Source organism: Novosphingobium sp. KCTC 2891 (assembly GCF_025938155.1).
Lineage (GTDB): Bacteria > Pseudomonadota > Alphaproteobacteria > Sphingomonadales > Sphingomonadaceae > Novosphingobium.
This window is the reverse complement of sequence record NZ_JAPCZG010000006.1, coordinates 223,223-234,539: the sequence shown is the minus strand read 5'-3', so window position 1 is coordinate 234,539 and position 11,317 is coordinate 223,223. Positions and strand designations below refer to the sequence as shown.

At 65.3% G+C, this 11,317-nt stretch carries 12 protein-coding genes; 3 read left to right on the top strand and 9 right to left on the bottom strand.

Going from position 1 to position 11,317, the window contains the following annotated elements:
- The 8 genes from OLX02_RS13415 to OLX02_RS13380 all read right to left on the bottom strand — a co-directional run.
- A partial coding sequence (locus OLX02_RS13415; RefSeq protein WP_264423596.1) for a hydantoinase/oxoprolinase N-terminal domain-containing protein occupies window positions 1–123 on the bottom strand: 123 nt, incomplete at its 3' end.
- A gap of 1 nt (window position 124) precedes the next feature.
- Window positions 125–787, bottom strand: coding sequence for an isochorismatase family protein (locus OLX02_RS13410; protein ID WP_413630250.1), 663 nt, complete (start codon window positions 785–787; stop codon window positions 125–127).
- Window positions 784–1,404, bottom strand: a complete 621-nt coding sequence (leuD, locus tag OLX02_RS13405; RefSeq protein ID WP_264423583.1) for a 3-isopropylmalate dehydratase small subunit — start codon at window positions 1,402–1,404, stop codon at window positions 784–786. The genes OLX02_RS13410 and leuD overlap by 4 nt, the downstream gene beginning before the upstream one ends.
- Window positions 1,401–2,822 (bottom strand): 3-isopropylmalate dehydratase large subunit, encoded by a 1,422-nt coding sequence (gene leuC / locus OLX02_RS13400; RefSeq protein ID WP_264423581.1) that lies wholly within the window; start codon window positions 2,820–2,822, stop codon window positions 1,401–1,403. Before leuC ends, leuD begins: the two co-directional genes overlap by 4 nt.
- Window positions 2,819–3,847, bottom strand: coding sequence for a zinc-dependent alcohol dehydrogenase (locus OLX02_RS13395; RefSeq protein WP_264423579.1), 1,029 nt, complete (start codon window positions 3,845–3,847; stop codon window positions 2,819–2,821). The genes leuC and OLX02_RS13395 overlap by 4 nt, the downstream gene beginning before the upstream one ends.
- Complete coding sequence (locus OLX02_RS13390) at window positions 3,844–4,593, bottom strand: cupin domain-containing protein (protein ID WP_264423577.1); 750 nt, start codon at window positions 4,591–4,593, stop codon at window positions 3,844–3,846. The genes OLX02_RS13395 and OLX02_RS13390 overlap by 4 nt, the downstream gene beginning before the upstream one ends.
- Window positions 4,593–5,375, bottom strand: coding sequence for an arylmalonate decarboxylase (locus OLX02_RS13385; RefSeq protein ID WP_264423575.1), 783 nt, complete (start codon window positions 5,373–5,375; stop codon window positions 4,593–4,595). Before OLX02_RS13385 ends, OLX02_RS13390 begins: the two co-directional genes overlap by 1 nt.
- Window positions 5,372–6,583: an FAD-dependent oxidoreductase gene (locus OLX02_RS13380; RefSeq protein ID WP_264423573.1), complete on the bottom strand. Its 1,212-nt coding sequence runs from the start codon at window positions 6,581–6,583 to the stop codon at window positions 5,372–5,374. Before OLX02_RS13380 ends, OLX02_RS13385 begins: the two co-directional genes overlap by 4 nt.
- A 233-nt stretch (window positions 6,584–6,816) precedes the next feature.
- Between OLX02_RS13380 and OLX02_RS13375 the strand changes: the two genes are divergently transcribed.
- Window positions 6,817–7,668, top strand: a complete 852-nt coding sequence (locus OLX02_RS13375) for a helix-turn-helix domain-containing protein (RefSeq protein WP_264423571.1) — start codon at window positions 6,817–6,819, stop codon at window positions 7,666–7,668.
- Here the strand turns inward: OLX02_RS13375 and OLX02_RS13370 are convergent.
- On the bottom strand, window positions 7,639–8,871 hold the full coding sequence (locus tag OLX02_RS13370; RefSeq protein WP_264423569.1) for an MFS transporter: 1,233 nt from the start codon (window positions 8,869–8,871) through the stop codon (window positions 7,639–7,641). The genes OLX02_RS13375 and OLX02_RS13370 overlap by 30 nt on opposite strands.
- 157 nt (window positions 8,872–9,028) lie before the next feature.
- Between OLX02_RS13370 and OLX02_RS13365 the strand changes: the two genes are divergently transcribed.
- Both OLX02_RS13365 and hisD read left to right on the top strand, forming a co-directional pair.
- Window positions 9,029–9,913: an isocitrate lyase/PEP mutase family protein gene (locus tag OLX02_RS13365; protein WP_264423568.1), complete on the top strand. Its 885-nt coding sequence runs from the start codon at window positions 9,029–9,031 to the stop codon at window positions 9,911–9,913.
- A 3-nt stretch (window positions 9,914–9,916) separates the two neighbouring features.
- Window positions 9,917–11,248 (top strand): histidinol dehydrogenase, encoded by a 1,332-nt coding sequence (gene hisD, locus OLX02_RS13360; protein WP_264423566.1) that lies wholly within the window; start codon window positions 9,917–9,919, stop codon window positions 11,246–11,248.
- Window positions 11,249–11,317: the final 69 nt, after the last annotated feature.

Sequence of the window (11,317 nt, the reverse complement as noted above, 5' to 3'; positions counted from 1 at the left end):
GCCCTCCGAGCTGTCATGCGGGGTGGACGGCGTCTTGTGCCGCCAGAACGAACCCGTGTCGGTATCGAACAGCAGCAAGTCGGTGAAAGTGCCCCCGACGTCCACGCCCAATCGGTAACCCATGTCATTCCGCTCCAGGAACAGACGCGTTCGCGCCCAGGTGGTTGAGGTAGTCGATGACCTCGCCTTCACGGACCACGTCGGCATACTTCGCGTTCATGTCGAACAGGTTCGCCTGATGCGGTGCGGGGTGCCGGTCGCCGCAGGCATCCTCGATCACGATTGTCCGGAAACCGTGGCTCATCGCATCGATGCAACTCGCGCGGATGCATCCGCTCGTGGTCACTCCGCCAAGCAGGACAGTATCGATCCCCAGCGTGGTCAGCGTCGAGGCGAGTGAGGTGCCGAAGAAGGCGCTGGGGTATTGCTTCGATACGACCAGTTCGTCGCCGGTTGGCACGAGGTCGCTGGGCCAGGCCCCCATCGGATTGCCTTCGAGAAAGTAACGCAAGGGTAGCGACTTCTCGAAAAAGCGCCCGCCGTTGATCGCCTTGGGATGGTAGACGACGTTGGTCAGCACCACGAGCACGCCCGCCGCGTGGGCTGCCTGCCGCACCCGCAGCGCCGAGGCAAGGTTGTGTTCGACGCCGGCATAGAGATCGCACGCCGGGTCGAAATAGCCCTGCACGAAATCGACAAGCACCAGCGCGGGCTTGCGGCCGAAACCTGCCTTGCCGCCGAAGGCACGCGCATAATTGGCGGAAAGGTCTTCGTGGGGCGAACTCACAAGCATGACTCCTCGTAAAGCCAGGGGCAGGCGCGGCGCTGGGCCGTCTCGAAGCGGATGATGTCCTTCTGCCAGCGACAGGTAATCATCGCCGTTTCGTCCCATCCGTTGAGCAGGCGCTCGCGATCGTTGGCCGCGATGGGGAAGGGGATCGATCCGGCGTCCGGGCCGCCCCACGAGATTGTGGAGCCGACAAGGTCGATGGTCAGCCCGCCGCATCGCGCGGCGGTTTCGAGCCGGTCGATAGCTGCGGCGTCCAACACGATGGGCAGGACGCCGTTTCGCACGCAGTTGGCGGCGAAGATTTCGCCGAAGCTTTCCGCGATCACGCAGGTGATCCCGAAATCGAGGATCGTCCAAACCGCCTGTTCGCGGCTGGAACCGCAGCCGAAGTCCTTCCCGGCAAGAAGGATGCCAGCGCCCTGTACGGCGGCATCGTCAATCGCGTTGGCGACGAAGCTGCCTTGGGCATCGCGCCGGCGGTCGCGGCAGAAATACTCGCCGAGACCGTCACGCTGCATCAGCAGCAGGAAGCGTGCCGGGAAGATCACGTCAGTATCAATCCGGTTCTCGCGCAGCATGAGCACGGGGGCGGTCAGTGTGTTGAAGACGTTCATCGGGCAGACTCGGCATGGCGTACATCGACGAGGCATCCAGCGACGGCGGCCGCAGCGGCCATGGCTGGACTGACGAGGTGGGTGCGCCCGCCACGTCCCTGCCGCCCCTCGAAATTGCGATTGGACGTCGCCGCGCAGCGCTCGCCGGGCGCAAGCCGGTCCTCGTTCATGGCGACGCACATGGAGCAGCCGGCCATGCGCCACTCGAACCCCGCGTCACGAAAGATCCCGTCCAGCCCCTCGGCTTCGGCCTGGCGGCGGACGGCCATCGAGCCCGGAACGACCATGGCCCGGACCCCTGGCGCGACCTTGCGCCCGGCGGCAGCGGCAGCCGCTTCGCGCAGGTCCTCGATGCGTCCGTTGGTGCACGATCCGATGAACACCACGTCGATTGGCAAGCCGACGAGCGACTGTCCCGGCGCAAGCCCCATCGCGGCCAGAGTCTTTCCGTGCTGGCGCGCGGCTTCGATCTCGGCGGGCGGCTGCGGGACGAGGCCCGAGATGGGAACCGCATCCTGCGGGTTGGTGCCCCAGGTGACCATGGGTTCCAGTCCGGCGAGGTCGAGCGAGACCTCGCGGTCGTAGACCGCGCAGGGGTCGCTGCGCAGGCTGAGCCAATATGCTGCGGCCTGCTCGAACAGTGCGCCCGACGGAGCCATGGGGCGGCCGCGCAGGTATTCCAAGGTAACGTCGTCCGGTGCGATCAGGCCGATGCGCGCGCCGGCCTCGATCGCCATGTTGCACAAGGTCATCCGTGCGGCCATCGACATCCGCAGAACGGCCTCTCCGGTGAACTCTACCGCGTGGCCGGCCGCAAAGCCGGCGCCGTACGCGGCGATCAGCGCCAGCGCGATGTCCTTCGCGCCGACGCACCTGCCCGGAAGGCCCCGAAGTTCTACCTTCAGGGTATCCGCGCGTCGCTGGACGATGGCGTTCGTCGCCAGGACGGTCGCGCAGTCGCTTGCGCCGATGCCGAACGCGAGCGCGCCGAAAGCCCCGTGAGTGGAGGTATGGCTATCGCCGCAGGCCAGCGTGATGCCCGGCAGGGTGAACCCCAGTTCGGGCCCGATGACATGGACGATGCCCTGCCGTGGATCGGCAAGCGAGATGAACGGGATGTCGAAGTCGGCGGCGTTGCGGGCCAGTTCGGCGACCTGCGACCCTGCCGCGCCGTCCGCTGGGCGTGTCAGGCGATCTTCCTGCGTGGCGACGGCATGATCGGGTACGGCAAGGTGCGTTTCAGGGCGGTGGACACCGCGATGGCTGGCGCGCAGCGAGGCGAATGACTGGTGCGTGCTGCATTCGTGAAGAAGGTGCCGATCCACATGGATCAGCGCGGCGCGCGGATCGCCGGCCGGATCGACTTCGGCGATGACGTGGGCGTCCCACAACTTGTGATAGAGCGTTCGCGCGCTCATGCTTCGTCGCCAATCCTGATGATGACGCGGCCGATATCGCGCGCGTCGGGGCCGGCAAGCAGCGCAAAGGCATCGGCTACTTGGTCGATCGCGAAACGGCGCGAGACGGTCTCGCCCAGCGAGAGGCGTTTCCGGGCGATCAGGTCCAGAACCTCTGCCTGCCCGCTGCCCGCGCGCACGCCGAAGATGGTCAACTCGCGGTCGACGATGTCCCAGTTGCTGACCCCAAGCGGCCCGCCTCCTGTCAGGGCGATGCGGCCGCCTAGACCCGCCACCGCGAAGGCCAGCGCCGTGCCCCAGTCGCTCGCGGTGGTCTCCATCACCGCTGCAAAGCCTGCCGGATGGCGCTCGAGAACGGCCTGCGATACGTCCTCGCCATGTGCGGACAGCCCGAAAACCTCTTCCGCGCCGACCTTGCGGGCCAGTTCCCCGCGCTTGCCGGTTCCGCCAATGGCGATCGCGGTGATGTCTAGCGCGCGTGCCATGGCGAGCGCGCCCAGCCCCATCGCACCTACGCCGACGATCGCCACCGTATCCCCGGCGTCGAGGCCCAGCTTGCGGAAAGCGTTCAGCGCGTCGACCGGTCCCGCCAGCATGGCGGCGTCCTCGAAGCCGACGGCACCGGGCAGGACGGCCAGTTTCCGTTCCGGAACGAGGACGTATTCTTCGCAGCAGGTCTGGCGGGTCAGCGTCCGGTATGCCGGATCGAGGCAGAGGTTTGTCCGGCCGTCGATGCAGTGGGCGCAAGTGCCGCAATGGTCGAGCGCAAGAGCGCTGACGCGCTGACCCGGCCGAACGCTGTGCACACCGTCGCCTGTCTCCTCCACCACGCCCGAAAAATCCGCGCCGATCCCGACGGGGTATGAGGCGACGTAGCGCCCGCCCTTGTTGAGGTAGGTCGAAACGTCTGTGCCGTAGGGAGCATAGGCGATGACGCGCACCAGAGCCTCGCCCGGCCCGGGGACAGGGCGCGGCGCATCGACCAGCCGGATGTTGCCCGGCGCGAAAAGTCGCGCGGCTTTCATGCGCGCTCCCCGAAGGTCATGACGAGGATGCGCGCGCCCGCCGTGCTGGAGACCGTGCCGAGCAGCGGCGTATCCGCGTCGCCCACGGTATAGTCGCCAGCCTGCCAGCTTTCCCTCGCGCCGCTCAGGTCGCCTTCGAGGACGTAGGCCTCCCACGGCTGGCCCAATGCGGGCGCGATGCCCTGCCAGCCAGCGGGCACGATCGCCTCGAACGTGCGCGCTCCGGTCACCGGATCGGCGCTGAGCGGCTTTGCCTTCCAGTCGGCGTGCAGCGCGGCATCCGCTTCCGCCGCGACACTGGCAACACGCGTTTCGAAGACATGGCCGCGCGGGTCGCCATGACCGGGACGCGGATATTCGACGGGTTGTTCGGGCTGATGCACCAGGTTCAGGACGAGCGCGCCATCGCTGCGGACCAGCGCGAGCGCGCCGGTCTCGGAGCGCTCGTCATGGCCGTGAACCACCTGCGCCGGACGATAGAAGTACACGCCTTTGCGGAAGTAATGGTCCCCATCGAGCGTTACCGCGCCGTCGAGCATATAGACTTCCTCGAACGCATCGTGGAAATGCGCGACCCCGCCACCGTGCCACCCTTCCGGGATGAACACGATGTTGGTGACATGGCCGCTTTCCGGATCATGCCCGAGCAGGCGGCGCTTCAAGCCATGCGTGCCGAGCACCTCCCAGGGCAGGTCTGCGCTGCGCACGCATTGCAGCGGGCGAGCGAGCTTGGTGGGTGCGCCCATTACAGTTCCGCCATCAGGCGGCCGAAGCCGTGGACATGATCGCGCACACCGCAGGTCCGCAGCGCGTGCCAGTAAGTCGCGGTGTTGATCGCGATCACGGGCTTGCCCAGCCACGTCTCGGCCGCTGCGCAGAAGCGCATTGCCGAGACATTGGTGCCGACCTGGATCAGCGCATCGACATCGTCGCCATCCAGCAGGTGGAACGTCTGCCGGATGCGGGCCTCGTCGATTTCGGCAATGGCGGTCCACGACGGAGCCTGCAATGGCACGTCGCGCACGGTGTCATATCCGTGATCCGACAGAAATCGCCGCACTTCGGCATTGGCCGTGGGATAATAGGGCGAGAAGAACGCCACCTTGCGGATGTTGCCATAGGCGGCGAGGGCGGCGGCCAGGGCCTCGGCTCCGGTACTCACACGCAGGCCCGATACGGCCTCGACGTTTTCCCGCCACTTGAGCGCTCCTTCGGCCCCGCCGAAGAAAGTTACCGCGCTCATTCCCATGACCAGATGGTCGGGCGCGCAGGTCATCACGCCGCGCACTGCGTCGATGGTGTTGTCGCTGATCTCCCACGCTCCGGCCATGAAAGTCTCGTTCGAGACAGCCTTGGCGTTCGAGACGATGATGCGGCTGTAGTGGTTCGTCACCCCATGCGGGCGCAGATCATCGAAGTCGGGCTGCACGATCGTGTTCGTCGATGGGCCGAGAACGCCGAACTTGTAGCGATAGCCCTGGACGTCCTTGTTCCGGCGTGCGGGCATGGTGGGGGATGTCATGGTCATGCGATCTCCTGTGCTTGCCGCAGGCTTTCAAACATCGACTGTCGGAGCAGGTGCTGGCGCCGAGCCTGCGGATCGGCGTGAATGCGGCGCATCTGCTCGCGCTTGGCTGCGATCACTTCGCTCTCGGCCTTGCCCATGGCTGCCATGTTCTCGATGGTCTGGGCCTGGATGAACGAGCGCGTCACGGCCTGCCGCTGGCGCTCGAACAAGGCGAGTGCCTCGGCGCCGGCATCCTTGCGCAGCACCTGCCAGAGTTTGTCGGCCAGGTTCCAGCCGTCGTGTATTCCGCTGTTCATGCCGAACCCGCCGAGCGGATTGTTCAGGTGCGCGGCATCGCCGATGATCGCGATCCGGCCGTCGACGAAGCGGCGCGCCACCCGCTGGTGGACCTTGTAGATCGTGCGGTGCGACGTCTCGACGCCGCCGTGCCCGACGATCCGGGTAAAGATCGAGTCCGCATTGTCGTCACTGACGAGTTCCTCGTCGGTCTTGGCGCCATCCGCGGGCACGAGCACGCGCCAGAAACGCGGTACGCGCAGCAGTACGAGCCATTCCTCGGGATCACTGATGTAGTTGACGTAGTCGAGGTCGGGGACAACGTCTTCGATCGGGTAGGGCGTGGAGATCGAGACGAACTTTTCCTCATAGGTGAAGCCGTCGAAATCCGTGTCCAGCACCTTGCGCACGGTCGAGCGCGCGCCGTCGGCACCGACGATGAACCGCGCTTCGATCTGGCGCCGCTGGCCCCCTTCCTCCACTTCGGCCACCACACCATCCGCGGTCTGGTGGGCACCGACAAGCCGGCAGTCGAAGCGCACGTCGATCCCGTCCATTTGGGCCAGCCGGTTCGAGAGCAGCCGGGCCATGTGGTACTGTTCGCATTGCAGGCGATAGGGAAACGGCGTCATGTCCGCGATCTCGTTGAGATCGAACGCGATGATCTCGCCTGAACGGCGATCCCGCATCTGATAGACCGGCGCCTTGAGGCCCAGTTCGATCAGCGGCACGGCCGCATCGATTTCGTGCAGCATTTCGAGCGTCGCCGCATGGATCGTCGACGCGCGCAAATCGTGCGCACAATCGGCCTCGGCCTCGATCAGCGTTACCGAAAGCCCCATCGACGCGAGGCGGGCAGCGCAGGTCGTTCCGACCGGTCCTGCGCCCACGACGAGGACTTCGCAATTCTTCTTCACGTCCGTGAACTCCATCGAACCGATGCCCGGATCCCGTCCGGGCTGTCGTCCGATGTGTCGCACCGGGTCGGGGGCTGCGAAATGTTGCGGCCATGGTTTATCCGCTCTGCGGATGATGGTGCCCGCTTGGCGGTGATGCGCGCTTGACGAGCAGCTGCTTATTCCTGAACTCTGCAGTCATGACATCGCTGCGTATACCTTCGTCTCGCGCCACGTCCGGCACCGCCAGCAATCCTGCGGAGATAGGGTTGGCAGAAGGCATGGATGCGGGGACGGGGCCGGATTGCGGCGAAAAGGACATGGTGCGCTCGCTGGCGCGATCAATCCACGTTATCCAGGCAATCAATCGTTTCGGGTCTTTGGGCTTGACCGAGATTTCGCGTGTGGCGGGAATTCCTTATCCGACCGCCTATCGTATCGTGAACACCCTGATCGAAGAAGGGCTGATAGAGCGGGAAGAGACGCGCAAGCGCTATCGTCCCACAGCATTGATCCAGACGCTGTCATGCGGCTTCCAGAACCACGACCGGCTCGTCGGCGTGGCGCGGGCACTGATCGGCGGCTTCACCCAGGATCACCATTGGCCGGTGTCGGTCGTCACACGGGTGGGAAACAAGATGGTGGTGCGCGATTCCACCAGCACGCAGACCACGCTGACTTTCAATAATTACTATCCCGGCTGGCAGGTGCCGCTGCTCGCCTCGGCTTCGGGCCAGGTCTATTTCTCCTTTGCGAACGAGGAGGAGCAACGCGAACTGCTGCGCCAGTCGCACACCCGCGACGAGCCGCTCGACGCCATGATGATCAAGGATTTCGAGAACGGTCAGGCCATCGCCAGAATCAGGCGGCAGGGCTATGCCGCCGTTGCGCGCACGCCCTATTCGGCCAACCCTGGACGCACATCGTCGATCGCGGTTCCTTTGTTCGAGGGCGAAACCCTGCTCGGCGCGCTGGCGATGGTTTATTTCGCCAATGCCATGTCGCTGGGGGACGCGGTCGCGCGATATCTTGAACCGCTGCGCGCGGTGTCGCGGGAAATCGGTCAGTGTCTCATGTCGACCCGGTCAGGTTTAGATGCGTTTCAGGGTGCGCCGGAATAGGAAGGTCGCCGCTGCGCTGATCGCGACCAGCGCGCAGCAGGCGATGAAGCCGGGGCGGTAGCTGCCGAACAAGTCGTAGGTATACCCCGCGAACCACACGCCGGAACCCGATGCGATCGCCTCGAAGACGATAAAGGCGCCGGTCATCTGGCCAAGACGCGGACCCGCAAAGCTGTTGGCGATGACCACTTGCGTCAGGACATAGCAACCCGCCCATCCTGCTCCCAGCAGCACCAGCCCCGCAATCATCGCCAGCGTTCCGCCGAAAGTCAGAGCCAACGCACCGGCCAGCAGCAGCAACTGCGCGGTATTCCACACGCGGCTGCTGCCCCACCGTTCCGCCGCCGCGCCGATCGCCACTTTGCCGACAAGCCCGGTCAGGAAAACCACGCTCATCCCGGACGCAGCCTCGCGTGCGTCGAAGCCCTTGTCCTGAAGATAGAGGAACATATTGAGCAGGAATGAGGTCGAGGCAAAGAAGGTGCCGAAGGTGGCCACCATCAAAAGCGCAGTCGCCGGCTTTGAAAGCCTCGTCGTGCCCGCCGTTGTGATCTCGGTCTCGATCGAGGCGCGCGGGGCTTCGTCGATCCCGGACGGCGCCGGACCGCGCAGCAGCCACAATGTCACAGGCACGAGCAGCAGGGGCAGCAACGCGACGGCCTGCACCACGCTGCGCCAGTCGGTATGCTCGAGCGCGCGGACGATCAGGGACGGGAAGATCGCCGCGCCGATGCTCGTGCCCGACAAGGCGATCGATGTGGCCAACGTGCGCAGCGTGGCGAAGCGGGCGCGTACCATCAGCACCACGATCACCACGTGTGATGACGCGAATGAAAGCCCGAGCAGGACATAGAGCGCATAGATCTCGCCTATGCTGCTGGCGTGAGCATAGGCTGTCAGCGTTCCCGAAAGCAGGACCAGTCCCGCCAGCACGATACGCGACGGCCTGACGTGCATGCAGATGAACCCGATCATCAGTCCTGACAGGCCTGAAGACATCAGGAAAATGCTCTCGCGCAGCTTCAGGGCACCTCGCCCGATGTGAAGATCGGCCAGGATCGCCTTATCCAGGGCAGGCAGGCCGGCGCTGATAACGCCGTGGCAGGCGGTCATCACCAGCAGCAGGCCGGCAATCATGCCCCAGTCGCGCAGGCAGGGTGGCGAGGAAGTCGAAGGGCGGAACAGCGGTGTTGCAGTCGTCATGAAGCGAACCTGATACCGCGCGGCCGGGCAAGCCACGCCCTTGGGCCGCTTATCCGTCTGGCGGATAAGGCGGCAGGCGCCGATTGCGACCAGGAAGCTCGCGCGCCAGCCTTGTCTGGCATTTCATCCCTTTCCCTCAGCATTCTAAGGACAAGCCATGCAGGACAGCAGCCTGTACGAAAAGGTCAAGGCTGGCCATTTCGTGACCGCCCCCGGCATCCAGGACATGATCACGGCGGTGATTGCCCGCCGCGTCGGATTCGATGCGGTCTATGGCTCGGGTTACTGGCTCACCGCGAGTGCGCTGGGCCTGCCCGATGCCGGTATCGCCTCGGTCACGCAGATGACGGACCGCATGGCGCGTCTGGTGGAATCGGCGCAAACGCCGGTCATCGCCGATGCCGACACCGGATTTGGCGGCCTGCTCAACGTCCACCACACGGTTCGCGCCTATGAGAACGCTGGCGTCGCGGCGATCCAGCTGGAAGATCAGGAGTTTCCCAAGAAGTGTGGTCACACCCCCTTTAAGCGGGTCATTCCGGCCGAGCAGATGGTCGAGAAGATCAAGGTCGCCTGCGATGCCCGCCGAGATGAACGGCTGTTGGTCATCGCGCGGACCGACGTGATGCAGAGCGAAGGGTACAACGCGGTCGAGGACCGGATGGGCGCCTTTGCCGAAGCCGGCGCCGACATCCTGTTTCCCGAAGCGCTGACCAGCGTCGAGCAGATGCGCCAGATCTGCGCCGCGATCGACCGGCCCATGCTGGCGAACATGGCGAACGGCGGCATTACGCCAATCCTCGATACGAAGACGCTGGCCGAAATCGGCTTCAGGCTGGCGATCTTCCCGTCGATGACGTCGCTGGCCGCTGCCCGCGCGGTCGAGCTTGCGCTTCTCGCGCTCAAGCAGGACGGCGACAGTCTGGCTGGGCCTGAACAGTTCGACTTTAAGGCGTTCTGCGGACTGATCGGGTTCGAGGACGTGTGGGCCTTCGAGCGCAAGTGGGCCTCGGCCGGCGAAGCTGCGATGGCGGAGGGCTGAGCCATGGCCATCTATCTCAAGCGCGGCGCATCTGCGGAAGCGAAGGCGGATGCGGATCGCAAGGTTCGGAACATTGTCGAGGCGGCGCTGGCCGACATCGAGGCGCGCGGTGATGCGGCCGTCCGCGACATGAGCATCAGGTTCGACGGCTGGGACCGCCAGGACTACCGCCTGTCGCAGGCCGAGATCGACGCCGCGGTCGAGAGCTTGACGGCGCAGGAGCGCAAGGACATCGAGTTCGCGCAGGCGCAGGTCAGGAACTTCGCGCGTGTGCAGCGCGAGAGTGTGAAGGACGTCGAGGTCGAGACCTTGCCTGGCGTCGTGCTTGGTCACAAAAATATTCCTCTGAATTCAGCTGGTTGCTACGTCCCGGGCGGCAAATATCCGCTGCTCGCCAGCGCGCATATGTCGGTCATCACCGCAAAGGTGGCTGGGGTGAAGCGTGTCATCACCTGTGCACCGCCGTTCCAGGGCAAGCCGGCCCGCGCGATCGTCGCGGCGCAGGCTCTGGCCGGGGCCGACGCGATCTATGCGCTCGGCGGCATCCAGGCCGTGGGCGCTATGGCGCTGGGCACCGAAAGCATCGATCCGGTCGATATCCTCGTCGGCCCGGGCAACGCCTTCGTCGCCGAAGCCAAGCGCCAGCTTTACGGCCGCGTCGGCATCGACCTTTTCGCCGGACCGACCGAGACGCTGATCATCGCCGACGAGATCGGCTGCGATCCCGAAATGGCCGCGACCGACATCCTGGGCCAGGTCGAGCACGGGCCGGACAGCCCCGGCGTGTTGCTGACGAACTCCGAGAAGTTCGCCCGCGAGACCATGGCCGAGATCGAGCGCCTGCTGCAGATCCTGCCCACCGCCGACCATGCCCGCAAGGCGTGGGAGGCGTTCGGCGAAGTGATCGTGGCCGAAAGCTACGAGGAAATGGTGGCCATCGCCGACGAGATCGCCAGCGAGCACGTGCAGGTGATGACCGCCGATCCCGACTATTTCCTGAACACCATGACCAACTACGGCGCGCTGTTCCTGGGCCAGCGCACCAATGTCAGCTTCGGCGACAAGGTGATCGGCACCAATCACACGCTGCCCACGAAGAAGGCGGCACGCTATACTGGCGGGCTGTGGGTGGGCAAGTTCCTGAAGACCTGCACCTACCAGAAGGTCCTCACCGACGAGGCCAGCGCGCTCATCGGCGAATACTGCTCGCGCCTCTGCGCACTGGAAGGCTTCGCCGGCCACGGCGAGCAGGCCAACCTCCGTGTCCGTCGCTTCGGCCAACGCAACGTGCCCTATGCCGGGCAGGCCGAACCCAGCGAGTTGACAAGGGCCTGAACCGCTTCCGCCCCGGCGATCCCGCGAGGGGTGGCCGGGGCGGGCGGCATTGGCTACGATCCGGTGCCG

Bases quoted from the DNA above. Each gene is read 5' to 3' on its own strand.
- OLX02_RS13365 (WP_264423568.1), top strand. From the start codon at position 9,029: ATGCAGGACAGCAGCCTGTACGAAAAGGTCAAGGCTGGCCATTTCGTG.
- OLX02_RS13395 (WP_264423579.1), bottom strand. From the start codon at position 3,847: ATGAAAGCCGCGCGACTTTTCGCGCCGGGCAACATCCGGCTGGTCGAT.
- OLX02_RS13390 (WP_264423577.1), bottom strand. From the start codon at position 4,593: ATGGGCGCACCCACCAAGCTCGCTCGCCCGCTGCAATGCGTGCGCAGC.
- OLX02_RS13380 (WP_264423573.1), bottom strand. From the start codon at position 6,583: ATGGAGTTCACGGACGTGAAGAAGAATTGCGAAGTCCTCGTCGTGGGC.
- hisD (WP_264423566.1), top strand. From the start codon at position 9,917: ATGGCCATCTATCTCAAGCGCGGCGCATCTGCGGAAGCGAAGGCGGAT.
- OLX02_RS13385 (WP_264423575.1), bottom strand. From the start codon at position 5,375: ATGACCATGACATCCCCCACCATGCCCGCACGCCGGAACAAGGACGTC.
- leuD (WP_264423583.1), bottom strand. From the start codon at position 1,404: ATGAACGTCTTCAACACACTGACCGCCCCCGTGCTCATGCTGCGCGAG.
- OLX02_RS13370 (WP_264423569.1), bottom strand. From the start codon at position 8,871: ATGACGACTGCAACACCGCTGTTCCGCCCTTCGACTTCCTCGCCACCC.
- leuC (WP_264423581.1), bottom strand. From the start codon at position 2,822: ATGAGCGCGCGAACGCTCTATCACAAGTTGTGGGACGCCCACGTCATC.